19 protein-coding genes are annotated in these 22,851 nt (G+C 70.4%); 12 read left to right on the top strand and 7 right to left on the bottom strand.

Going from position 1 to position 22,851, the window contains the following annotated elements; translation table 11 throughout:
* Window positions 1-117: 117 nt before the first annotated feature.
* The gene (locus ACFXHB_RS09240; RefSeq protein ID WP_380573244.1) at window positions 118-459 is read right to left on the bottom strand and encodes a hypothetical protein; all 342 of its coding nucleotides are present in this window, start codon (window positions 457-459) and stop codon (window positions 118-120) included.
* Between the two features lie 301 nt (window positions 460-760).
* On the opposite strand from ACFXHB_RS09240, the gene ACFXHB_RS09245 reads away from it, so the two are divergent.
* The 7 genes from ACFXHB_RS09245 to ACFXHB_RS09275 all read left to right on the top strand — a co-directional run bounded on the left by ACFXHB_RS09245 (window position 761) and on the right by ACFXHB_RS09275 (window position 7,233).
* On the top strand, window positions 761-1,234 hold the full coding sequence (locus ACFXHB_RS09245) for a hypothetical protein (protein ID WP_380573245.1): 474 nt from the start codon (window positions 761-763) through the stop codon (window positions 1,232-1,234).
* A gap of 383 nt (window positions 1,235-1,617) precedes the next feature.
* Entirely contained in the window at window positions 1,618-2,166 is a 549-nt protein-coding gene (locus ACFXHB_RS09250) for a hypothetical protein (protein ID WP_380573246.1), read from the top strand.
* Window positions 2,167-2,338: 172 nt separating this feature from the next.
* Complete coding sequence (locus tag ACFXHB_RS09255) at window positions 2,339-2,818, top strand: hypothetical protein (protein ID WP_380573247.1); 480 nt, start codon at window positions 2,339-2,341, stop codon at window positions 2,816-2,818.
* A gap of 36 nt (window positions 2,819-2,854) precedes the next feature.
* Entirely contained in the window at window positions 2,855-4,333 is a 1,479-nt protein-coding gene (locus ACFXHB_RS09260) for an insulinase family protein (protein WP_380573248.1), read from the top strand.
* Between the two features lie 14 nt (window positions 4,334-4,347).
* Window positions 4,348-4,926, top strand: coding sequence for a hypothetical protein (locus ACFXHB_RS09265; protein ID WP_380573249.1), 579 nt, complete (start codon window positions 4,348-4,350; stop codon window positions 4,924-4,926).
* Between the two features lie 796 nt (window positions 4,927-5,722).
* Window positions 5,723-5,944, top strand: a complete 222-nt coding sequence (locus ACFXHB_RS09270) for a hypothetical protein (RefSeq protein WP_380573250.1) — start codon at window positions 5,723-5,725, stop codon at window positions 5,942-5,944.
* Window positions 5,945-5,997: 53 nt separating this feature from the next.
* A complete protein-coding gene (locus ACFXHB_RS09275; RefSeq protein WP_380573251.1) occupies window positions 5,998-7,233 on the top strand; it encodes an SPFH domain-containing protein in 1,236 nt (411 codons plus the stop codon).
* A 298-nt stretch (window positions 7,234-7,531) separates the two neighbouring features.
* On the opposite strand, the gene ACFXHB_RS09280 is transcribed toward ACFXHB_RS09275, so the two are convergent.
* Window positions 7,532-8,122: an EF-Tu/IF-2/RF-3 family GTPase gene (locus ACFXHB_RS09280; RefSeq protein ID WP_380573252.1), complete on the bottom strand. Its 591-nt coding sequence runs from the start codon at window positions 8,120-8,122 to the stop codon at window positions 7,532-7,534.
* Between the two features lie 857 nt (window positions 8,123-8,979).
* Here ACFXHB_RS09280 and ACFXHB_RS09285 point away from each other — a divergent pair.
* The 3 genes from ACFXHB_RS09285 to ACFXHB_RS09295 all read left to right on the top strand — a co-directional run bounded on the left by ACFXHB_RS09285 (window position 8,980) and on the right by ACFXHB_RS09295 (window position 11,286).
* Complete coding sequence (locus ACFXHB_RS09285) at window positions 8,980-9,477, top strand: hypothetical protein (protein WP_380573253.1); 498 nt, start codon at window positions 8,980-8,982, stop codon at window positions 9,475-9,477.
* A gap of 514 nt (window positions 9,478-9,991) precedes the next feature.
* The gene (locus ACFXHB_RS09290) at window positions 9,992-10,648 is read left to right on the top strand and encodes a hypothetical protein (protein ID WP_380573254.1); all 657 of its coding nucleotides are present in this window, start codon (window positions 9,992-9,994) and stop codon (window positions 10,646-10,648) included.
* Complete coding sequence (locus ACFXHB_RS09295; protein ID WP_380573255.1) at window positions 10,645-11,286, top strand: hypothetical protein; 642 nt, start codon at window positions 10,645-10,647, stop codon at window positions 11,284-11,286. The genes ACFXHB_RS09290 and ACFXHB_RS09295 overlap by 4 nt, the downstream gene beginning before the upstream one ends.
* A 324-nt stretch (window positions 11,287-11,610) precedes the next feature.
* Here ACFXHB_RS09295 and ACFXHB_RS09300 read toward each other — a convergent pair whose 3' ends face one another.
* Window positions 11,611-11,847 (bottom strand): hypothetical protein, encoded by a 237-nt coding sequence (locus ACFXHB_RS09300; protein WP_380573256.1) that lies wholly within the window; start codon window positions 11,845-11,847, stop codon window positions 11,611-11,613.
* An 800-nt stretch (window positions 11,848-12,647) separates the two neighbouring features.
* Here ACFXHB_RS09300 and ACFXHB_RS09305 point away from each other — a divergent pair.
* Window positions 12,648-13,907, top strand: a complete 1,260-nt coding sequence (locus ACFXHB_RS09305; RefSeq protein WP_380573257.1) for an ROK family protein — start codon at window positions 12,648-12,650, stop codon at window positions 13,905-13,907.
* A 64-nt stretch (window positions 13,908-13,971) separates the two neighbouring features.
* Here ACFXHB_RS09305 and ACFXHB_RS09310 read toward each other — a convergent pair whose 3' ends face one another.
* From ACFXHB_RS09310 to ACFXHB_RS09325, 4 genes are all read right to left on the bottom strand, one after another.
* Complete coding sequence (locus ACFXHB_RS09310; RefSeq protein ID WP_380573259.1) at window positions 13,972-16,581, bottom strand: alpha-N-acetylglucosaminidase TIM-barrel domain-containing protein; 2,610 nt, start codon at window positions 16,579-16,581, stop codon at window positions 13,972-13,974.
* 438 nt (window positions 16,582-17,019) lie between these two features.
* Entirely contained in the window at window positions 17,020-18,033 is a 1,014-nt protein-coding gene (locus ACFXHB_RS09315; RefSeq protein WP_380573260.1) for an ABC transporter permease, read from the bottom strand.
* Window positions 18,017-19,567 carry a sugar ABC transporter ATP-binding protein gene (locus ACFXHB_RS09320; RefSeq protein ID WP_380573261.1) on the bottom strand — a complete coding sequence of 517 codons (1,551 nt, stop codon included), beginning with the start codon at window positions 19,565-19,567 and terminating at the stop codon, window positions 18,017-18,019. The genes ACFXHB_RS09315 and ACFXHB_RS09320 overlap by 17 nt, the downstream gene beginning before the upstream one ends.
* 62 nt (window positions 19,568-19,629) lie before the next feature.
* Window positions 19,630-20,679, bottom strand: coding sequence for a sugar ABC transporter substrate-binding protein (locus ACFXHB_RS09325; RefSeq protein WP_380573262.1), 1,050 nt, complete (start codon window positions 20,677-20,679; stop codon window positions 19,630-19,632).
* 773 nt (window positions 20,680-21,452) lie between these two features.
* On the opposite strand from ACFXHB_RS09325, the gene ACFXHB_RS09330 reads away from it, so the two are divergent.
* Complete coding sequence (locus ACFXHB_RS09330; RefSeq protein ID WP_380573263.1) at window positions 21,453-22,757, top strand: enolase C-terminal domain-like protein; 1,305 nt, start codon at window positions 21,453-21,455, stop codon at window positions 22,755-22,757.
* The last annotated feature ends 94 nt before the right edge of the window (window positions 22,758-22,851 follow it).

Here is a 22,851-nt window from a genome sequence, read left to right on the forward strand (position 1 = left end):
CGGGCCCGGCCTCCGACTTCGGCGACCGCGTCAGTGTCGTCCACCGCCTGCACGAGGGAATGGCTTCGGCGGGCCCTGACCCGGTATCAGCGCTTCCGGAGAGGACGGCCGGCCGTGTCACCGCTTCTGGTGGACCAGGTGGAAGTACAGCCCGCCGGTGGCCAGGGAGATCCAGGGCAGCCATCCGAACAGGGTGGCCCACCCGCCGTAGTCCTCCATGACGAGGTGGCCCGTGAAGCTCGCGCCCACCACGGCCGCGAGCGATCCGAGCACGGTCAGGGCGTGGTGCTCGTTCCTGGTGCTGAACGTGAACTCCACCGAGCCGTCGGGCGCGTCGCAGTGAGCGACGTGCTGGACGTGGATGGCGAAAGCGCCCGCCACCACGGACCAGGCGACGACGATGGCGACGGCCCCGAAGATCAGCCCGTTGCCGTGCTGGTACTCCGCGATGCTGGTCATGATCCCTCCGTTTCGGGTCCAGGGCCCGGTCGGGCACCTGTCACCGGAAGGACGCTACGGGCCCGAACCAAATCATCTCGACGGCCCGACGGCCTCCCGACCGTGTCCCGAATCTCCGGGTGGGGGCCCGGCCCCGACCGCCCGGAGGGAAACAGGGCAGCTCAAGTGCCCCCGCGCAACGGGCCGCCCGCGCCGTCTGGGTCGGCTGACGTCGTCAACCCGGCTCCCGATAGTCGGCACATTCGAGTGGATCGCCGTCGCACCGCGTGCCCACCCGGCCCAAGCCCACGATCATGACCGCGTGAAGACCACACCCCGCCTCGTCCTGCGCGCCGCGGTCGCGCTGCTCGCGATCCTGCTTCTGGCGGCCTGCGGCCCCCACACGCCGGCGTCCCAGGACGCGCGGCTCCGGAAAGCCGCCGGCGTCACCAGTGTCACGTTGATCATGCCGGAAGGGCTCTGGAAGAAGACCAAACCGTCGTTGGGGTCGGCCGGCAAGGCGAAGCCCGCCCGGCTCGACGGCGAGCGAGGCGAGCGAGGCCTGGTCCGGGTCACCCTGTCGGGCACCGACGTCGTCGAGTACATGAAGCACCTCGACGGAGAGGCTCACCCCGACGGCTTCCGCAAGGCGATGGGGGAGCCCGAGGTGGAAGTCGCCGGCCGCGTCTACGACGCGCTGGGCACGGCCCTGGACACCATCAAGCCCGCCACCAACTCGACCGATCCCGCGCCCGAGGTCCTGATCGACGACACCCTGTCCACCACCACCCCGTAGCGGCTCGGCAGCCGCCCTCCACGGCTTCATCGCCGGCGCGGGCCTGGCCTTCGATGCCTCGGCGTCATCCTGACAAGCCGAGGCCAGTTACGATCGGCTACGAACGATCTGGCGCCTCGGATTCTGACCCACCGAAGCAGATCGTGCCCGGTTGCCTCAGTGTTGGCTGGAATACTCTGTCGACAATCGTGACGTATGGGGCATTGCTGAGTCTTTTGCTTCACATGACATTGGCTTGACCTGCAAACTTTCAACTCTACGAAGATTTCGCATGTATGACTGAACATGAAGTAGTCTGTTCATGCCGAGAGTTGTATGGTTCGCTGACCGGCCTGTCCGGCAAGGATCACTCGAAATCATCGACTGACTTGAAGGGGGATGATGTGAAGCGCCTGGCTCCAAGGCTTTTCGCACTTCTCGTCACGGTCATGCTCGGCTTGACCGTGGCTGCCACACCCTCCGCCGCGTCACCTGCCTCAGGACGGTGCTCAGCGGAGGTCGACACCAGCTCGAACTATCAGTACCGGTGCGAGTTCGGGATCTTCCCTCTGGCTGACACTCCCGCTGGCGCGGCCGTCAAGAACGCAGTCTTCCAGCTCGCCGTCACTCACTTCACCGACTACTTCCCTTTCGGTGGGTGCGGAGACGTGCTGAAGGTGAACCAGACGTGCAAGCTCACACCGGGGAACGCCCCGGTGCAGGTTACGGAGATCGGCTCGAACTACTACATTCTCAAGTCCTTGAAGGGTCATCCGGAAGGTGAGAACCGGTACATCAAGTTCGCGGTGTACATCATCGACAACGAGCTGCGCCTCGGGGTTCTCTCGTGGGGTGAGCCGAGCGTGCCCGCGAAGGCGACGGTTTCATTCGGTGGGGCAACTGCGCTGTGGGGCGGGTACGCCCGGAACCTGGTGAGGACCGTCTACCCGTGATCAGTGGCTGACCGCCCGGCGCCCGGGTACCCCGGACCATTCGGGGTGCTGTTGGCGAATTCGGGGCCCGACGTGACGTCGGTCTTCAAGACCCAGTTGTGGTCCTGGAGACCGACGTTCGCGTTTGTCGCCAGCACCATCCCATTCGGTCCGGGGCCCGTGGTGGGAGGGTGTGGTGCTGGTCCGCAGGGCTGCTGAGCACCAGCACCACCGTCACCGGGAAGAGATCATCGTGCGAGTGATCCACGCCGTGGCCAAGGAGGTGATGGCCCTCAATGAGCAGAACACCCAGATGGACAAGCTCCTTGCGGGCCGGTTTCGCGAGCACGACCTCGCCACCGGATCCGCGGTGGGTGAAGCGGCTGATGCGGGGCGGCTGGCCGACGCCCGCGAGTACACCGCCCACCTGCGGGAATCGAGGCGACCTCCAGCGGCCGGATCGAGCAGACCATCCGCGCGGTGGTTGTCGCCCCGCGACACGCAGCAGGCGCACCGGGTCCGCGACCAGTGCGCCTCCCCCCTCGACGAGCAGGGCACCCCCCGGCGGGATCGTGGAGCGCGGGCCCACCGAGGCGATGTTCTCCGCCCCGGCGAACCCGCACAGCTCCGACGACGTCAACGGCCGGTTCAGGTAGCGGGGGCCAAAATGTGATGCCGACGTGTCTAAATCCGATCGTATGATCGCCCAATGAAACGCGAACTCATCGACGGCGTCCCCGTGCTCTGGGTAGAGACTCCCGGCCCGCTGGAAGCCACCCTGGTCTTCGGCTGCGGCGTCCGGGACGAGACCTTCCGGACCCTCGGCGTCACCCACCTGATCGAGCACCTGGCGATGAGCACGCTGCCCCGCTTGCACTTCGACCACAACGCCTCGGTGGACCTGGCCCTCACCCAGTTCACCTGCACCGGCCGCCCGGAGCAGGTGACCGACTTCCTGGAGCGGGTCTGCCGCGCGCTCACCGTCCTGCCGCTGGAGCGGATCGAGAAGGAGGCCGGCGTCCTGGAAGCGGAGGGCAGCGGAGTGGCGGACCCGACCACCGCCGAGCTGCTCTCGATCCGCTACGGCACCGAGGGCGTCGGCCTGGCGTCCTTCGGCGGCCCGGGGCCGGACCGGATCCCGGTCGAGGCGGTCCAGGACACCGTGGCGCGGTACTTCCACGCCCAGAACGCGGCACTGGTGCTGACCGGGCCGCCGCCGGCCGGCCTGCGGCTCCCGCTGCCCAGCGGCGAGCGCCCGGCCCGCGCCACCGAGCAGACAGTCCGGCAGACCGGTCCGTCCTGGCAGCAGGCCCAGGTGCCCGGTCCGGGGCTGTCGCTCTCCTGCGACCTGAACGACCAGGCGGTCTTCGTGGCCGTCCAGTTGCTGCGCCAGCGCCTCACCGAGACCGTCCGTCACCGCGAGGGGCTCACCTACGACGTGGGCGGCGACGCGGTGTTCGTCGCCCCGGGCCGGGGTGAGCGGACGATCTGCATGGAGGCAAGGGAGGGCCAGGAGCAGCGGGTCTGCGAACTGCTCTGGCAGGAGGCGCTCCGGCTGGCCACCGAGGAGGTGCCCCAGGCCGAGCTCGCCGAGGAGGTGGAGGCCTCCCGGGAGGTCCTCCTCGACCCACGTGCGGTGGAGTACGAGCTGGTCGAAGCCGCGGCCGAACACCTGCTCGCCGATGCGCCGATGGGCAACCGGGCCCGGCTGGACGTGATCGAGGAGCTGACTCCGGCCCGGGTCCGGGAGGCGTTCGCCACCGCCCTCGGCTCGGCGTTGTTGGTCGTGCCGTGCGAGGTCGAGGTGCGGGCGCACTGGGCGGACGGCACCGAGCTCCGTCAGTACTCCTGCGGAGAAGGCGGCGAACTCCCCAGCAAGGGACAGGAGTTCCGTCCTCCTCTGACGGCCCGGCTGCGCTACTCGGGCGCCCGGAAGGTACGCCTGATGGTCACCGGTGACGGGCTCTGGATGCGCCAGCCGGACGGCTCGGTGCACGCCATCGCGTTCACCGACGTGGTGGGTGTGGAAATGCAGGGCCCGGGCCGGGTGGTCTACGGGACGGGCAACTGCTTCCTCCCGGTGCTGCCCGACCTGTTCGCCGGGATCGGCCCGGCCGTCGCCGCGATCGACGCCGCCGTGCCCGCCGAGCTGCGCTACCCGGCCTCCGCCTTCCGCTCCGCCGACTGAACGCGAGAACCACCGTGCCCACGTACGCAGTTGTGACCGCCGCCGACCGTGACCAGGTTCGCGCCGCGCTGCTCCGCTCCAAGGTCGGGGGCTACCTCCACACCGGGGCGGGGCCGGGCAGCGCGGTGCTGTTCGACCGCCCGAGGCCCCGATTCGGGCGTATTCCCCGGAGCCGGATCCTCAACCCCGCCTGGGAGCTGGCGGTCGATACCAAGGCCGGCGCCTGGCTCCTGGAGGACGACGGCTGGTGCGCGCAGGCGACCGCCTGCTACCCGACCGGCGGCTACCTCAGCCTCGGCTGGGGCGCGGACTGGACCCCGCCCGAGGATCCTGCCCAGCTGGCCGCCCACCTGAAGCTGTGGCGCAGGGACTGCGCGGAGATCGCCCGGAAGACCGGTCTGGCCGACCCGGAAGCGCTGGCCCGCGTGCGCAACGATCCGGCGTCGGACGGCTCCCGGATCCCGGGGGAGGACATCCTGCGCCGGATCTGCGCCCTGGTGGGTGCTCCGGATGTGGTGGTCGGGCAGTCCCTGTTCGCGCAGGCCGGGCCGCGCGGCCGGGACTTCGAGCGCTTCGAGGCCAAGGGCCGCTGATCCCGGCCCGGAGGCATCCGAGCGCACGCGACCTCCACGGAGCCTCATGCCGACCGCGCGGGCAAGGCAGGGCAAGGCCGAGCACCGCTGCACGGCGATCGACCCGGACGGGATCGCGTCCGTTCCGCCGAGAGCCGCCGCTGCGGCCTCCACGAGGCCCCTGGCGGGTGGGACGGACGGTCGGCCTGGCGTTCGTTGCTCAGGCCCACGGCGTGCGAGCGTGACCACGAGCGGTTGCCGTGCCGCCTCCGGGAGGTGAAGGCAGCCTCCGGGGCCACCTGGTGCGGCCCCCTCTGAAGACGCGCGAGGCGGCACGGCTCTGCGCGCGAGCCGTGGCCCTCCTGTCAGGCGACCGCCCGCACCAGCTGTTCCTCGTCGACACCATCGGGGTCGGCGGCGTGGCCGGTCGCGGTCGCGGGTCGCGGGTCACGCGCCGAACGTCGCGGGCGGCGCTGTGCGGTGCTCGCCCGCCGCTTCGCCGACGGTGTGGGCGTCCTCTGGGCGGCCCGCCGATCCGCGTTCCGCTTGGTGGGTGGCCCAGTGTCCTGGTCGGGCCCGGCGGGATAGGGTCCGGGGCTCCCGGGTCGGAGATCCGGGCCGGGTTCCCGACAAGCGCCTCGCCGCTACGGCCGGAGTACCGTGGGAGGTGTCGGGGCGGTCGCGCCGTGCGCGCTGCTCGCAGGCATTCTGCCGAAGGACTCGACCGGGGGCCCGGTGCCTCCAGGAGGGGTGCTGCCCGTGGCCGTTCGTGTTCCGGCCGCCCACCGCGCCGTCGTGCCGCACGGCGCGAGGTGTCATGTTCGCGGCCGATGATTCCCGGCAGAGCCCGGTCGGAGCCGTCGGCAGGGTGACGGTGCCGATCCCGGCGGAAGGGCCGGGAGAGGTGTTGGTCGGCCTGCGCGGCGGGTCGGAGGTGTTCGCGGCGTGGTCCGCCGCGCCGATCGCGGTCAACACCCGGGTGATCGTGATCGACACGATCTCCGCCCGGTCGGTGCTGGTCGAGCCGCTGCCGCCCTGAGCCCGGCGGCCGCCGCGGCCCTCGTCGATCTGTTGCAGGTCAGGTGGTTCGTCATGTTGTTCTGGCACGTGCCCGCGCCCAACGAGGCCATGCTCATCTCCGGTTCCAAGCGGCAGTCGCAGGACACCCAGTTCCGGATCGTCACGGGCCACGGGAGCTTCGTCGTTCCCGTCAAGCAGAAGGCCCGCATGTTGTCCCTGGCCCTGCAGGAGGCGGAGATCGCCGAGGACTGCGTCACCCAGCAGGGCATCCGGCTCACCGTCCGCGCGGTCTGTGTCTTCAAGGTCGGCGACGACGCCGTGTCGATCGCCAACGCCGCCCGGCGCTTCCTGTCCGAACAGAACCAGATGCAGGAACTGGTCGGACGGATCTTCGCGGGCCACCTGCGCTCCATCATCGGCGGGCTGACCGTGGAGCAGATCATCAGGGAACGCAGCCGGGTCGCGCAGGAGGTCATGGCAGGCAGTCACGGCGAGATGGAGAAGCTCGGCATCGTGGTGGACGCCCTGCAGATCCAGGAGATCGAGGACGCCACCGGCTACATCAACAACCTCGCCGCGCCGCACGCGGCGGCGGTGGCCAGCCAGGCCCGGATCGCCCAGGCCAAGGCCGACCAGGAGGCGAGCGAACGGGAGCAGCAGGCCGCCGCGCTCAAGGCCGAGTACGAGCGGGACACCGCGATCAAGCGGGCCGGCTTCCTCGCGGAGACCGAGCAGTCCAGGGCGCGCGCCTCCCAGGCCGGGCCGCTCGCCGAGGCCCGGGCCACCCAGGAGGTCATCGAGGAGCAGACCGCCCTCGCGCAGCGCAATGCGGCGCTCACGGCGCAGCGGCTGGAGGCGGAGGTGCGGCGGCCGGCCGACGCCGAGGCCTACCGGAAGCGGACGCTGGCCGAGGCGGACCGCGACCGGGTGAAGTTCGAGGCCGACGCCGGCGCCTACACGGAACGGGCCCTGGCCCAGGCCCAGGCGGACGCCAACGCCGTCCGTGCGGCGTCGCTGCGGGACGGCAACCAGGAGCTGATCGCGGCCAACCGGATCGTGGAGGTCCTGCCCGCACTCGCCGACTCGGCGGCCCGGGGCCTGGCGGGCGCCGATCTGACCGTCCTGAACGGCACCGACGGGGTGAACCGGATCGCGGCCGGTATCGCCGGTCAGGGGCTGGCCATCCTGCGGTCCCTCCAGCCCTCCGCGGCACCCACAGCGGCCTCGACGGCTTCGATGACCGGCGCGTCGGCCGCGGACCCGAACGCCAACGGTCGCCCCACGCCGCGGCTCCCCGAACGGAGCTGATCCGGACACCGCGCCGCGCGAGTCTCGAAGACGGCCCGTGGTGAGCCGACCGTGTCCAGCCCGGCCGGCTCACCACGGGCCGCCGCTTCGATGCCCGCCCGAGGACGCGCTGTTCGTCGACGGGTGCAGCGTGTTGACGGCGGGTCGTCCTGGTGGCGGGGCAGGGGCCGGCTCCGTCGGGCCGAGGCGACCGGGCTCGCCAACGGCTGCTGCGTGGCTTCGTCCACTTCAAGTGGCAAGCGATGACGGTGAAGGCCCAAGAGCCGGCACCGACCGGAGCACGAACGCGGCCCCGAACCTACGAGACGACCTCGGTAACGGCTCCGCGCGCCACGATTCCCGGGCCGTGCTGGAACGAGAAGCGCAGGCCCTCCACCAAGACGATCTCGCGGTCCAGAGTGGCGGTCAGGTCGGTGTTCTCGCCGGGCGTCGCCCTGTCGATCCCGTCCGCCAGCTTGATGGACCCGTCGATGATGCCTCCGCGAATGACGAACCGGGGCCGGTATCCCGAGGTGATGGAGGCATCGCGGCCGCCTTCGTCCGCGCTCAGCACGTAGATGTTGGCCTTGAAGGTGGTGCGTGCCGTGAAGCTGCCCGGCTTGGCCAGGACCTGACCCAGTTCGATGTCCTTGGCGGCGATGCCACGCAGCAGCACGGCCACGGCCTTCCCGTCCCCTCCTTCCGCTGCCGTACGGTCCACCTCGACCCCGGCGCATGTGGCCGGGAGGGACTTGCCGGCGCCGACGATCTCGACGTCGTCCCCCGCCTTGACGCTGCCGCGTTCGATGCGGCCGAACAGAACGGTGTCGCCCCCCGGGAGAGAATTGACGTTCACGATGGACATCAGGAACGGCTCGTCGACTGCCGCCTCGGCTGTCTCTTCTGACATAGGTGACTTCTCCTCGAACGGGTGGTCTGTGCAGGCCGCCGACGCAATGGACGGTAGCACTGGGCCGCAGGAGCCGCGGAACGCGTGCTCATGCCTTCGCCAATCCTGACGGCTGGTCACACGGATCAGCGGCAACCGAGCCCGAGACACTTGGTGGCGAACCCGTCCGAGCGACAACGGGATGTGAGATCACTTGACTTGCCTGGTCTCACATCCCGTTGCGTCCGCCCAGTTCAGGCGCCGTCCCATCGACGAAGCTCAACTGAGACGGGACACGAGCAGTACCGGGCGTTCGAACGCCGATCAACCGCAGCCACCCACCCACGCGTCGCGCGCGCGGAAAGGACTGCGGTCGGCGCCGAATCACTCACAACGGGACCTCGCCGGCCTCTTGTGTCGGCGCCCGAGCTTCTTGTGCTCTCCGCCTCGGGGCAGGAGATCTTGCGGCGGTTCCTGCCTCAAGTGAGGTGTCCGCACCTGCCCGTGCCGAAAGATTTCCGGTCGGCTGGCCAGTGGGGACCGTCGACCCGGGGAGCGGGTGGGCTGTCGTCCGCGGGGGGATGTGCTCACGTCGAAGGGGATGTGAGTGTCCGTGGGGTGCGGGCACCGTCGGCCCCGATCGCCTGCCGTGACCGCCCCACCGGCCGGCCGGCGGGGCGGTCACGGCTTCTACGGCCGCGATCCGTTGGTGTCTCCGTGTCCCGATCGTGTCCGTCGTCGGGAACGCGGCTGTTCGGGAGACTGATGTGATCGGTCGCCGCCCGTGCGTCCGCGTCATGAGTTCGCTCGCGACTGGTTCACTTCTTGTGACTGCTTCCTGGCATACGGTCAGGGCGATCGGTGTTGAGGAGATCCGCATGTCCTACTGGATGAAGCTGCGTGGCACCCTGGTTGGTGCCTGCGCCGTGACCTTGCTGGCCGGCCCCGGTCTCCTGTCCCTCCCCGCCGAGGCTGACGGCTTGAGGGTGTCCGCAGCCGCAGGGGCGAGCTCGACGCGGTCGACCAGGCCGGAACAACAGGTCTACACCTTCTTCGGCGACTACCGCGACGCGATCCTCGGCCAGCACTCGCAGGGCACGAGCGCCATGGACGTCCGCCAGGAGTACCTCACCAAGCAGCTCGACGGAGCTCTCTACGACTGGGGCGCCGCGAACCAGAAGGATCCCGTCTTCCGCTCCCAGGACGTCCCCACCATCGACTACTCCTGGAAGACGGCCGACACCAGCCCCGCCGGACACTCCACCGTCATCCTCACCGAGAAGTTCGAGGACGGGACCACCAAGGACGTTTGGTATCAGGTCAACCTCGACGGGCTCCTCATCGACGGCATCACCGACCCGCCGGCGGCTTCCTGAACCGTCCTCGCCCAACCGCTGCCCCGGTCGCGTCGCGCCCGGGGCAGCACCGCGTCGGCCGTCGCCGCTGATCGCCAGTAGGTGGAGTCACGCCCACATCAAGGTGGCGCCCCGCCTCCACACGCGACCTGCCCGACCGATAGTGACCAGGAGGCGGCTGGCGAAGGCGCGGGCGAAATTACGCAAACCGCGTAGACTGCCACAAACCTTGGCGGAACAGGACCAGAGCTCCTCCGTCCACGCTGTCGACGCCAGCGGCCGCCGCCACACCGCCCGTCCGCACACATCACACGTCACGAGCGGATCCTCACGCGCCGACCTGCACGGCCTCCGGCCCCGCCGACCCGAGAGATGTCGAACGCCCCAGCCGGGAGAAGGCGTTCTCTAACACGGGAGTGGGGGCGGGAGTATCCCAACTCCCTGGGATGGAAGCGTCATTCGTACACGAGGAAGAATCCGGTGCGCCGGGCACGTACTGACATGGGCCTGGCACTCCCGTCAACAGGAGGATCCTGTGGAAGCCGCCCACCCTCGGCGCCGCCTCCGGCGCCTCGGGGCCCTGGCCACGCTCACCGTCACCCTGGCCGGCCTCACCGGTCTGGCCGCCGGCACGGCCCAGGCCGACCCGCTGCCCCGGCCGCCGTCCGACAGTTGCAACCCGAACCTGGAGACGATCTGGCAGGATGTCGCCACGGCCCGGGTCGCCCCCGTGATCACGCACTGGAGCGGCATCACCATCGCCCCCGGCAGCACGGGTGCCTACGAGGAGACGCTCTCCGAGGTCGACAGCGTCAGCACCACCTACAACAACTCGGTGGAGATCACCGCCTCGGCGGGCATCCTGTTCGCCAAGGTCTCGGCCAAGGTGGGCTTCTCCGTGCAGAAGACCAAGGCCAGCACCAGCACGTGGTCGCGGACGCTCAGGTACAACTTCAATAGCCCCGGCGACTACGGCCTGTTCAAGGGCACCCACAAGGTCGAGGGCGAGTTCGTCCGCTACCAGTGCGCCCGCACCGGAGCCAACACCGGTGTCTGGGTCAACACCCTGACCGGCGGCACCGCCCCGTACACCACCTACACCGTCGAGCTCCAGGGCACCATCTCCTGCGCGACGCCCGTCACCCCCGGCAGCGTCCAGGAGCTGGCCCGGCGTGAGCTGAGGTGCGCGTGAGGGCGCGGAGGGCGCGCTCCCTCGCCGCCCTGGTGCTGGCCTTCGCCAGCGCGTTGCTGATGCTCGCCGCCCCGCAGGCCTCGGCGGCGCCGTTCAAGGGGCCGTACGGCACGGTGTGCGACGAGAGGGCGGTCGGGTTCCAGAGCCCGAGCGACTACAGCGACTGGGGCATACCGGGAGATCCGAGCACCACCTTCCCCTCCCACTGGCAGACTTACGGCCCCACCTACCTCTCCTCGCACCCTTACAAGTCCTTTGACCGCGACCGGCCGTTCCGCCGCTACCAGGCCGAACTGCTGACCCCGGACTGGGGTGGCCGGACGCAGTGGTTCATCTGCCGGGGCGAGGGTCCGGCTGTCTACCTCCAGACCATGGACTTCTACTGCCTGACCGCCGGAGACCCGGTGAAGTACCCGGGGGACGAGATCGATGTCATGCCGTGCGTCGAGTCGGCGAACACCGACCTCAAGTTCCGCATCCACACCAACGAGGCCGGTTGGTCGGTGATCCAGGACGAGCGCTGGGGCTACTTCCTGGACGCCGTCCGCACCTCCTTCAAGGACGAGGTGTTCGGGACGGTTTGGACCTACACCCTGAAGCTGTCCGCCGACAACGCCCTCGCGTTCCGGATGGTCTGAGCAGGGTCGGGGACTGGCGTGGTGGCTGACGCTCCGTTTCCAGTCCCCGCCGCGTTCGTGACTGTCCGAGGTACGGGAGCCCAATTCCTGGCGTCAGCCGCTCCGCGTTCCCGCCGGCGGGGTTTCCGGGGAACCGACCCGGCGACATGACCAAACCGTCCACGGGTATTGACCAGTGTTCTGTCGCACGTGGCCGATGCGCTGGTTGTCTCGATCGGGACACCCCGATCTCCCACCGCGGGGTGCGCCCGGTCGCCTTTCTCCACCGCTCGGACGATGGTGGGCCGCCGGTCGTGCGGCCCACCATCAGTGCGTTCCGGCGGTTTAGTAGAGGACCGCGGAGAGCCGCGCGGGGCCGGTCTCGGTGGTGGTGTCGCAGAAGTAGACGATGGCCTGGTGGCTGTTCACGTAGGCCTGGCCGGCCGCGTGGCAGGCGGCGGCGGTCGGGTAGATGCCGATGTAGGTGTAGGTGGCCGCCTGGGCGGTCGGGGCGGCGATCAGGGCGCCGCCGGCCACGATCCCGGCCACGGTCACGGCGGAGAATGCCTTGCGAAGCGACATGGTGGTCTTCCTCCCATTGGTGAGCGCCGGGGTCCGTGCCCCCTGCGCTTCGTCGAGGAGCTTCCTCCGATTGTGAAGGCTGGGCAATGGTCGAGACCAATTCCGACCGGAAGCGGTGTGGTGTTTCTGTGACGGCGCAGGTCACGGGCTTGTCTGACGTGCTGACGATCATCTTCCGGACAGTTCTTGCAATGTCCGGAACCTGACAGTCCGTTTCGACCGATTCGCCGGGACGGTCCCAGGTCGTTTCCCCGTGTCCTGTGTCACCCAGTCGTCCTTGATGCGGTCGCGCCCCCGAACGGGATGCCGCCGCGGGGAACGTCCGGCAACGCCGCCCCCCGCGGCACCACCCCCTGACGGCGAGCAGGCCCGGGACACGGTGGCAGGACTGCCATCGGCTGTCAGAGCATCGACCGACGCTCAGCCGCAGCGCTAAGGCCGTCAAAGCGTCTGGGGCGGTGCGTCGTTGATGAGCTGACGCGTCGCTCCGGCGGCTTGATCCCGGCCCCGTCCTTCCCCCGCCGGGCACCACTCTCCCGCACCTCGTCGATCACCGTGCGCTTGAACTCCTGCGGCCGCGCCGCCCGCAGGATGGCGACGGCGGGAACTTCCGGAGCCGGCCCGGAGCCGGCCCCGAGCCGTGGGAGCAACGAGCCGGGAGATCCAGGACCGTCGCGGCGTCCCCATGAACATCGTCACTGTCGAGGCCGACGGACAGTTGGTTACGATCGGAGTGTGCTCGGCCGGCATGCCGACCGGGCGTATCCGCTCACACGGCCGAGGCAAGGGGTGACGAACACATGGCTGGTCCTGTCGCGGCTCGTGGCCCGCACGTCCTGCGCCGGATGAACGGCGAGGCCGTGCTGTCGGCTCTGCGGACCGCGGAGCTGGACGCGTGCCGGGTCTCCGACCTGATATCGGCTACCGGGCTCTCGCGGCCCGCGGTCACGCGGGCACTGGCGGATCTCTGTGAGACGGGTCTCGTCGAGGACATCGTGGTGAATCCCGCCGACGAACCGGACGGCCGGACGGTGGGCCGGCCCGCGCGGTTGGCGCGGTTCCGGTCGGAGGCTGGCCATGTCTGCGGTGTCGACATAGGCCCGCACAAGGTCCTGGTGATCGTCGCCGATCTCAAGGGCCGGGTGGTCGCCAGCCACCGGGCTTCCGTGCCGGCCCACACTCGCGGAGGCGACCTTGTCGTCATCGCCAAGGAGGCCGTCGCGGAGGCGCTGAAGCGGGCGCGCCTGAACGCCGCTGACCTGTGGGCCGTCTGTGTCGGTACGCCGGGGATCGTCGATCGTGAGGGCGGCACGGTCCTCAGGGCGCCCAGCATTCCCGGGTGGACCGGTCTGTCGGTCGTTCCCGAACTGGCTGAGCGGTTCGGCTGCCCGGTCCGACTGGAGAATGACGTCACGCTCGCGGTGCTCGCCGAGCTCGGCGCGGGCGACGGGGGAGAAGGCGGCGAGAACTTGGCGCTGGTGCAGTGGGGGCAGCGCATCGGCATCGGCATCGTGATCGACGGCAGGCCGTACCGCGGGGCCTCCGGGGCGGCCGGCGAGCTGGGCTTCGTCGACCTCGACCCGACCGGGCAGGCCGGTGATCCGACGGTACCGGACGCACCGGACGGCATGGGCGCCTTCGAACGGCTGGTGGGGGCCTCGGCCTTCCACCGGACGGCCCTCGCGGCATACGCGGCGGCTGGGACCGTGGCCCCTGCGGGGCTGGCGGCCGGCGAGGAGGGGCTCCCGGTGCTCTTCGACGCGGCGCGGGCCGGCGACCCGATCGCGGTGGGCGTGGTCGACGAGGTCGCACGCCTCTTCGCACGGGGGCTGGCGGTCTTCCTCCTCTTGGTGGACCCGGGGCGTGTGGTCATCGGAGGCGGGTTGTCCATCGCCGGCGAGGCTCTCCTCGGGCCGGTGCGTCGTCATCTGGCGAACCAAGTGCTGGTGCCCGTCGAGGTGGTGGCGTCCGAACTGGGGGAGCGGGGGGTGGCACTGGGCGCGGTGCGCGCCGCCCTGCACGCTGTCGAGCCCCGGATCGCGGTCGGCGAACGGGTGTGATGCCGGCCCGCGTCCTCGGCCGAGGACGCGGGCCGGCGTTCGGCCGGCGTGCGGGAGGGACGGGTCAGCTGGGCACGGTCCAGCGCTGGGCCGCGCTGGTGGCGTCGCAGACGGCGATCTCCAGCCCCGTCCCGACCTCGGTCCTCCCCGCGACAGTGGCCAGACACAGGCCCGACTTGGTGTTCTTCAGGGTTCCGTCGGGCGCGCTGATCCAGTCCTGGGCAGGCGTGCCGTTGCATTCGTGGATCTGGACGACGGTGCCGGCGGTCGTGGCTCCCCAGCGGACGTCCATGCAACGTCCCTTCGCACGGATGGTCCTGTCCGTGCCGGTGCCGGGCGTCCACTGCTGGGCTTCCGTGGAGTTGCAGGAGTACAGCTGCAACGCCTTGCCGTTGGTGGCGTCGGCGTTGGGGATGTCGACGCATCTGCTCGGGGTGTTGGTGATGGGCCCTGCGGGATCGATCGCCGGGAGGGTGTCGCTGATCTGCTTCGCCAGCGCGTATGAGTCGCCGACGGGGACGGTGGCGTAGGTGTCGGACTTCCGGGCCCACCGGTCGTCGCCGGCGAACACCTCGGCCTCGGTCGGAGTGAGCGGAGCGCTGTTCGTCGCCAGCGCGGTGTCCAGGACCTTGAAGTACGCTGCCCAGCGCGGCGCGTAGAAGTCGCCGATCAGGCCCGCCAGCTCGCGGTTGCCGTAGTCGTGCAGCGCACCGTCGTTGCTCTGCTCCGCGGTGTTGCCCCAGGTGGTGAGGAGCGAGCGGGCGTCGTACTCCAGCTGAGCCTTCTCCGCGGCAGTGGCGCCCCATGCCTTGGCCTGCTCCAGCCAGGGCCCGAGCAGGAACCTGGAGTCGGAGGCGGTGAGCCGCTCCAGCAGGGCCATGTCGTCGGCCCATTCCTCGACCAGGGCGCGGAAGGCCGTCAGGTTCCCGGCGCTGTAGGCGGCGTTGAGCTGCGGCAGCAGCACGCGCGAGCGGTTCGTGAGCGCCTGGCGCGCGGTGTCCACGAGGTCGTACGTGTAGGCGTCGCTCGTGCGCAGCGCGCTGTCGACCTGGAGGAGTTCGGCCAGGGCCCTCTGGACGGTGCTGGCGTCGTAGCGCACGGCCGTCGGGCTCCACGACGCGGACCTGTTGACGCCGAGGTCGGGCCGGGCGGTGAAGAGGCTGTCCTGTGGCTCCGCCGACGACCCTGTCCCCAGGCTGTACGGACCCCTGCGCAGCAGGTCCCAGGCGGCGGTGGCGTGCGGGTCGGTGCCGCCGTACCGGCGGGAGGCGTAGTCCGCGAACCAGGCGCGCTGGTCGATCCCGGTCGGCCGCCAGGCGAGTTCGGTGAACAGGTCGAAGGAGGCGGGGTTGCCACCGGTTCCCTCGGGCAGGTAGGCGATGCCCTTGAGTGCGCTGTGAGGCTTCGTGCGCCAGGCCTCGAAGCGCTCGACCCAGGTGCTGGTGGCGGCGCCGATCGTGGTGTGGCCGCCGAAGTTGTCGATCGCGCCGAACGCGTAGGGGATGCCGCCCCATTTGGTCTCGCGGTCGAGGTCGTCGTAGCGGTCGGAGACGCCGTCGAGGACGAGCGTCCTGGACTTGTCGAGGTTCTTGATCAGATCGGGGTTGTCCGACCAGCCGAGAATGGCCCACGTCGCTTCGGGGTGAGCGGTGTTGAGGGCCTTCTGGATGGCAGCGCCGACCGCCGGCAGGTCCATGTCGGTGCTCTTGCCGCCTGCCTCGTGCAGGGGGTCCATCTTGTACATCGTGCTGTCGCCGAACTTCTCCCGCTGAGCGGAGTAGTAGGCCGCGGCGACCTCCGCGAAGACGGGCGAGGTGGGGTCGAGCCAGTGGGGGCGCTGGTATCCCTGCCAGATGCCCTGCTCGACCACGTGGGCCGTGGGGTTCTTCGCCCGGAAGTCGGTCGGGACGTTGCCGTAGTAGCCCGGCAGGACCGGGGTCATCCGCAGGGAGCGCAGATAGTCGGCGATCTGCCTGCCCTGCGCCGCACGGGCGTTGATCAGGCTGTCGCTGACCGGGTTGTTCGTCGTGTTGGACATGTTCTGCAGCAGCCACCAGCCCTGGTGGGCGGGCTGGGGGATCCATTCCCGCAGGTCCTGCGCGGAGTAGCCGAAGTTCTGGAGCGCCTTGTAGTAGGGGTACTCGGCGCCCATCTGGACGAAGACCTCGTTGACGCCGTGCAACGCCAGCAGGTCGATGTCCCGCTGGTAGGACTGGAAGGTGCGGTAGGCGCCGGAGTAGCCGTCGTCCGTGTCGTTGAGGGCGTAGCGGTGGGGGACGACCGCGGTGTTGGTGATGGTGCCGGGCACGGCGGGCAGGGTGGCGGGAAGCCTCCCCAGGCTGTCGCCGGGCCAGCCGACGTCGACCTTGGCGACGTGTTTCAGGTACCAGCCGGCGCCGGCGAGGAGGGTGGCTGGGGAGGTGCCCTCGATCCGGATCGCACCGCTCGTGCCGGAGAGCGTGAAGGAGTCGTCGACGCCGGTCCTGGCCACGGGGACCAGGGTGATCTGCCGCGCCTTGTCGTGCAACAGGCGGGTGAGGCCGGCGGCCGCTGGAGCTGTGTCGAACGCGGGAGTGGTGGCTCGGGTGGGGCCGGTCGCGGCGAGGACCGAGGTGGCTGCGAGGAAACTGCTGATCAGGAGTGTCGCGACCGAGGGTCGTAAGGATCTCTTCATGGGCCTTCCTCTTTAGTAACGAAGTGTTCGATACATTGCGGCCGCGGACTTCGTCTGTCAAGAGCGTGGTACCGGATCGGCGCGAGCCGGCGCTACCGGTCGGGGCGACGGACCGGCACCGCCCCGCGTGTCGCACGGGGCGGTGCCGGCGATGCGGCGTCGATGACGGGAGGTCAGGCCAAGGAGGGCGGGCCCGGGCCCGCTCGGACCGGCCCTCGGGTCCGCTCCGTCGGGGCGGCGGCGGGGCTCGGCCCTCGGAAGGGGTGGGGCAGGGCCTTCGGCATGACGACGCCTTCGGCCCACCACGATCGGCCGCCAACGACGGTCGCACGCGGTGGAGGGGCGCTCCGCGAGGACCGCCCCCTGCCCGTCTCGGCCGTCGCCGGCCCACCGCCTTCCCCCACGATGCCTCTGACCAGGTCGGAGGGCGAGCCGCCGCTAGTCCTGCTTTTCGCCGGAGGTGAAGCGGGAGACGATGAGGGCGAGGATGATGATGGCGCCGTTGAGGAACTGGTTCCACAGCGGGGGGACGCCGGCCAGGGTCATGACGTTGACCACGAGTTGCAGGGTGAGCACGCCGGTGAGGGCGCCGAAGAGGGTGCCGCGGCCGCCGTTGAGGCTGACGCCGCCGATGACGGTGGCGGCGAAGACCTGGAAGATCCAGCCGTTGCCCTGGTCGGCGGAGATGGAGCCGTAGTGGCCGGTGTAGAGGATGCCGGCGAACGCCGCGAGGACGCTGCCGAGGATCAGGACGATCCAGACGATCCGGTCGACGCGGATGCCGGCGGCGCGGGCGGCTTCGGCGTTGCCGCCTATCGCGTAGAGGGCGCGGCCGTGGCGCAGCCAGGCGAGGGCGGTGCCGCCGGCGAGGAAGAGCGTGGCGCAGATCCAGATGGCGGCGGGTACGCCGAGCCAGGAGGCTTTGCCGAGGTAGGTGAGGGAGGAGGGCAGGTTGACGATCGACTGGCCCTCGGAGATCGCGATCTGCAGGCCGCGCAGCAGGGTGAGTGCGCCGAGGGTGACGATGAAGCCGTTCAGGCGCAGCTTGAGGATGAGGAATCCGTTGACGGCTCCGATGAGGGCGCCGACCAGGAGGCAGAGGGGTACGGCGCTCCAGTCGGGGAGCAGGCCCAGGCCGGTGAAGCGGGAGCCTTGGTCGGGCAGGACCAGCCAGACGGCGATGACGGGGGCGACGCCGATGGTGGACTCCAGCGAGAGGTCCATCCGGCCGGCGATCATGATCAGTGCCTGGGCGAGGACGAGGAGGCTGAGTTCGGTGGACTGCTGGCCGACGCCCAGGAGGTTGTCGGCGGTGAGGAAGGCGGGGGACACGATGACGCCGATGACACCCAGGACCAGGAGGACGGGCAGGAGGGAGAGGTCTCGGTAGCGGGCCAGTTCCAGGCGTGGCCGGGTGATGGAGCGGGGGGTGAGTTCAGCGGTGGGAGCCATCGTGTTCCTTCGTGTCGGTGCCGGTCATGCCTTCCATGGCCGCGACCAGTTGTTCGTCGCTCCAGCCGCGGGGGAACTCCGCGACGACCCGGCCGTGGAACATCGCGAGGACCCGGTCGCAGGCCCGCAGGTCGTCCAGTTCGTCGGAGACGATGAGGGCGCTCTTGCCCGCGTCGGCGACCGCGCGCACCGTGCCGAGCAGGGATTCCTTGGATTTGATGTCGACACCGTTGGTCGGCCGGATGGCGACCAGGACGTGGGGGCTTGTGGCGAGGGCCCGGGCGATGACGACCTTCTGCTGGTTGCCACCGGACAGGGCCGCCACCGGGGTGTCCGGGCTGGGGGTCTTGATGTCCAGGTCGGCGACCATGCGCCGGGCGAACGCCCTGGTCCGGGAGGGCAGCACCGTGCCGAACGGGCCGAGCTGGTCGGCGACGGTGAGGGTGGCGTTCTCGGCCACGCTGCGGTGCGGGACCAGGCCCTGGAGGTGCCGGTCCTCGGGGACCAGGCCGACGCCGGCGGCGAGCGCGGCCGGGACGTGGCCGGCGCGGAGGGGCCGGCCGGCGACGGTGATGGTCCCGGCGGCGGGGCGGCGTAGCCCGGCGATGCTCTCGCCGACCTGGACGTTGCCGCTGGCGGTGGCTCCGGCGAGGCCGAGGACCTCGCCGGCCCGGACCCGCAGGCTGAGGTCCTCGAAGGCTCCGGAGAGGGTGAGGTGGTCGAGTTCGAGGAGGTTCGGGGCGTCGGGCGCCGGCCCGGCGGACGGGTGCTCGTCGGCGGCGTGGCCCCTGGATTCCCCGGTCATGGCCTCGACCAGGGCGTGGTGGTCGAGGCCGGCGACGGTGGCGGTGGTGATGTGCCGGGCGTCGCGGTAGACGGTGACGGTGTCGCAGAGGTCGTAGACCTCCTGGAGGTGGTGCGAGATGAACAGGAACGCGACGCCCTGGCCCTGGAGTTCGCGGAGTTTGACGAACAGCCGCTCGATGCCGCGGGCGTCGAGCTTGGCGGTCGGTTCGTCGAGGATGATGAACCGGGCGCCGAAGGACAGGGCGCGGGCGATCTCGACGAACTGGCGCTGCTCGACGGTGAGTTGGTCGGCCCGTGCGGTCGGGTCGACGTCCACGCCGTACTCGGTGAGCAGTTCGCCGGCCCGTCGGCGCAGGTGCTTCCAGTTGATCGGGCGCAGCGCCCGGTCGCTCTGCCGGTCGAGGAAGAGGTTCTCGGTGACGGTGAGGGCCGGGATGATGGTGGAGCGCTGGTAGACGCAGGCCGCCTTGGAGCGCCAGGCGTCGGTGTTGCCGGGGGCGGGGGCCGGCTCGCCGTCGAAGCGCAGGGTGCCGGTGTCGGCCGCCTGGAGCCCGGTGAGGATGGACACGAGGGTGGACTTGCCGGCGCCGTTGCGGCCGACGAGGGCGTGTGCTTCGCCGGGGGCGACCGTGAGGCGGGCGTCGACGAGGGCGACTGTCGCGCCGAACCGTTTGCCGATGCCGCTGGCTTCGAGGACGGGGACGCTCGGGCGGCTGCTGTCCGCCATGGGGGATGGGTTCCTTTCCGCTGGGAGGTGGGCCGGCAGGCGGGGCCTGCCGGCCGGCGGGGTCACTGACCGACGTTGTTGCCCCACAGGGTCTTGTCGTCGACGTTCTCCTTGGTCACCAGCGGGGCGGCGAGCTGGTCCTCCAGGCCGTTGGGGAGCGTGATGATGGTGGAGCCGTGGTCGGTGGGGCCGGGCGTGAAGGTCTTGCCCTGGGCGGCGGCCTGGGCGTAGTGGAGGGCGTACTTGGCGTAGAGGTCGGCGGGCTGGGAGACGGTGGCGTCGATCTGGCCCTTGCGGATGGCGTCGAATTCCTGCGGGATGCCGTCGTTGGAGACGATGGTGATGTGGCCCGCCTCGCCGGCCGGCTTGAGCAGGCCCTTCTGCTGGAGCAGGGCGAGGGTGGGCTGGAGGAAGGCGCCACCGGCCTGCATGTAGATACCGCCGAGGTCGGGGTGGGCGGCCAGGGTGGACTGGAGCTTGGCGGAGGCGACGTCGCCCTTCCAGTCGGTGGCCAGCTCGATCACCTGGATGTCGGGGAATCTTGTCCTCATACAGGTGGCGAAGGCCTCGGACCGGTCACGGCCGTTGATGGAGCTCAACGAACCCTGGAACTCGGCGACCTTGCCCTTGCCGCCGAGCTGCTTGCCGAGGAACTCGCAGGCCTTGGTGCCGTAGGCCTTGTTGTCGGCGCGCACCACCATGTAGACCTGGCCGGTGTCGGGGCGGGTGTCGACGCTGACCACGGGGATCTTCTTCGCCGCGAGCTGCTCCAGGGTGGAGGCGATCGCCCCGGTGTCCTGCGGAGCCATGACGACGGCCTTGGCGCCGGTGTTCTGGAAGACCTGGACGTTGGCGACGAGCTTGGTGACGTCGTTCTGGGAGTTGCTGATCGGAAGCGCGTTCAGGCCCTGGCCGGCCACCTCCTTCTTCGCGTACTGGGCGTAGGAGTTCCAGAAGTCGGAGTCGGCGCGCGGCAGGTCGATGCCGATGGCGGGCTTGGCCGCGCCGCCGGCGGAGGAGGCCGGTTCGCTGCCGCGGTTGCAGGCGGTGCCGAGCCCGGCCAGCAGGAGGGCGGCGGCCGCCGCGGCGGCGGTACGGGACGTGTGACTCATGGGGGTCTCCTTGGCGGTGCGTCCGGCGACGCTTGGGTCGAGCCGGATGAGGGTGGGGGAGGAGAGGGGAGGGAGCCGGTTGCGCGGGCTCCTGAGGTACGAGACGGGCGTCGCGTCCGGGCGTCCGGTGCGGGATCCGAGGAGGCCGCACCCCTTCGGTGACCGGAGAACCCAGGCCTATCGGAAACCGTGATCCCTCGATACATGGGATGGCTTCGATGGCGAGGACTTTACGAGCGGGGTGCCGACGTGACAAGGGAAGTGCTCCGCCGAATCCCAACCGTAACGTCCGGCTGCTGGGGGACCACCCGGCCCGGTGGGCATCGCCGGTGGTCCTGCGCGACCTTGAGAGCTCGTCGCCACTGTGGGGCGAGGGCCGGTCCTTGCGCTCGGTGGTCACCCACCGTATGGTCAGGCGCAGATATTCATGGGATGTCTTGCCTCACAAGGTCCCACCGGGCCACGGAGGCCAGGCGGAGGCGCCGGTGGCGCGCGGTCCGAGCGCACCCGCGACGCCGTCCGCCGTGCGGGCCGGCGCCCTCATCGGTCGGGCGGAGAGCCGCACCCCCGGGCTTCCCACGCATACATCCAATGTCCGGAGAGCACCCCACTCCGCGCAGCCTCTCGCGGGCGACGCGCGTGCCGTCCGACCCGCCGGTTGGCCTCCGGGCCGAACGCGATCCGAACCGGATCGACGGTCCGTCCCATGTATCCGCTGGGACAGGGCCAGGGGAGTTGTCCACATTTCCGTGCTGTTGATGGAGGCAGACCACATGAACCACATCGTCGAAGTGAAGGCGACGGACGTTCGCTTCCCGACGTCCCGCGACCTGGACGGGTCCGACGCGATGAACCCCGAGCCCGACTACTCGGCCACCTACGTCACGATCCGCACCAGCGACGGCGACGTGGGTTACGGACTGGCGTTCACGGTGGGCCGGGGCAACGACGTGACGGTGGCCGCAGTGAGGGCCCTCGCGCCGCTGGCCCTCGGGCTGGACCTGGAAGAGGTCCTCGCCGATCTCGGCGGCTTCTCCCGCCGGCTCACCGGCGACAGCCAACTGCGCTGGCTGGGGCCGGAGAAGGGCGCGATCCACATGGCCGCCGCAGCCGTCGTCAACGCCGTCTGGGACCTCTACGGCCGCCGCGAGGGCAAGCCCGTATGGCAGCTGCTCTCCGACATGACCCCCGAGCAACTCGTCGACCTCGTCGACTTCCGTTACCTCCAGGACGCCCTGACCAGGGACGAAGCCCTGGAGATCCTGCGGCGCGCCGAGCCCGGGCGGGCCGCGCGCCGCCGCCACCTGCTGGAACACGGCTACCCCGCCTACACCACCACCCCGGGCTGGCTCGGTTACACCGACGAGAAGCTGGTACGACTGTCCCAGGACGCGGTGGCCGAAGGGTTCACCCAGATCAAGCTCAAGGTCGGCGCCGTCCTCGAAGACGACCTGCGCCGCCTGCGGCTGGCCCGCGAGGCGGTGGGCCCCGACGTGCGGATCGCCGTCGACGCCAACCAGGCCTGGGGCGTACCTCAGGCGATCGAGTGGATGCGGGGCCTGAAGCCCTTCGACCCGTACTGGATCGAGGAGCCCACCTCGCCCGACGACATCCTCGGCCACGCCGCCATCCGAAGGGCGGTCGCCCCCGTCAAGGTCGCCACCGGCGAGCACTGCCACAACCAGGTCATGTTCAAGCAACTGCTGCAGGCCGGCGCGATCGACATCCTCCAGCTCGACGCCAGCCGCGTCGCCGGAGTCACCGAGAACGTCGCCATCCTGCTGCTCGCCGCGAAGTTCGGCGTCCCGGTCTGCCCGCACGCGGGCGGCGTGGGGCTGTGCGAGATGGTGCAGCACCTGTCGATGTTCGACTTCATCGCGGTCAGCGGCTCCACCGAGGACCGGGTCATCGAGTACGTCGACCACCTGCACGAGCACTTCACCGCCCCGGTCCGTCTCCGCGACGGGAACTACCTCGCCCCCGCCGCCCCGGGGATCGGCGCCGAACTGTACCCCGCCTCCGCCGCAGACCACCGCTACCCCGACGGCCCCGTCTGGAGGGAGGGCACCGACGTCTGACGGATCTCGGCGCGGGGCGTGGGCCGCCGGGGCCGCCCCGCGCCCACCCCCCCCCCGCCCGGACCCAACGCGCCCCCCCGCCCGCACGACGTCC

The organism is Kitasatospora sp. NPDC059327, assembly GCF_042752535.1.
Taxonomy (GTDB): domain Bacteria; phylum Actinomycetota; class Actinomycetes; order Streptomycetales; family Streptomycetaceae; genus Kitasatospora.

What these genes read in the sequence shown, in the direction of transcription:
- ACFXHB_RS09240 (WP_380573244.1), bottom strand. Translation starts at nt 459, where the DNA reads ATGACCAGCATCGCGGAGTACCAGCACGGCAACGGGCTGATCTTCGGG.
- ACFXHB_RS09260 (WP_380573248.1), top strand. Translation starts at nt 2,855, where the DNA reads ATGAAACGCGAACTCATCGACGGCGTCCCCGTGCTCTGGGTAGAGACT.
- ACFXHB_RS09270 (WP_380573250.1), top strand. Translation starts at nt 5,723, where the DNA reads ATGTTCGCGGCCGATGATTCCCGGCAGAGCCCGGTCGGAGCCGTCGGC.
- ACFXHB_RS09275 (WP_380573251.1), top strand. Translation starts at nt 5,998, where the DNA reads ATGTTGTTCTGGCACGTGCCCGCGCCCAACGAGGCCATGCTCATCTCC.
- ACFXHB_RS09280 (WP_380573252.1), bottom strand. Translation starts at nt 8,122, where the DNA reads ATGTCAGAAGAGACAGCCGAGGCGGCAGTCGACGAGCCGTTCCTGATG.
- ACFXHB_RS09285 (WP_380573253.1), top strand. Translation starts at nt 8,980, where the DNA reads ATGTCCTACTGGATGAAGCTGCGTGGCACCCTGGTTGGTGCCTGCGCC.
- ACFXHB_RS09300 (WP_380573256.1), bottom strand. Translation starts at nt 11,847, where the DNA reads ATGTCGCTTCGCAAGGCATTCTCCGCCGTGACCGTGGCCGGGATCGTG.
- ACFXHB_RS09305 (WP_380573257.1), top strand. Translation starts at nt 12,648, where the DNA reads ATGGCTGGTCCTGTCGCGGCTCGTGGCCCGCACGTCCTGCGCCGGATG.
- ACFXHB_RS09310 (WP_380573259.1), bottom strand. Translation starts at nt 16,581, where the DNA reads ATGAAGAGATCCTTACGACCCTCGGTCGCGACACTCCTGATCAGCAGT.
- ACFXHB_RS09315 (WP_380573260.1), bottom strand. Translation starts at nt 18,033, where the DNA reads ATGGCTCCCACCGCTGAACTCACCCCCCGCTCCATCACCCGGCCACGC.
- ACFXHB_RS09320 (WP_380573261.1), bottom strand. Translation starts at nt 19,567, where the DNA reads ATGGCGGACAGCAGCCGCCCGAGCGTCCCCGTCCTCGAAGCCAGCGGC.
- ACFXHB_RS09325 (WP_380573262.1), bottom strand. Translation starts at nt 20,679, where the DNA reads ATGAGTCACACGTCCCGTACCGCCGCCGCGGCGGCCGCCGCCCTCCTG.
- ACFXHB_RS09330 (WP_380573263.1), top strand. Translation starts at nt 21,453, where the DNA reads ATGAACCACATCGTCGAAGTGAAGGCGACGGACGTTCGCTTCCCGACG.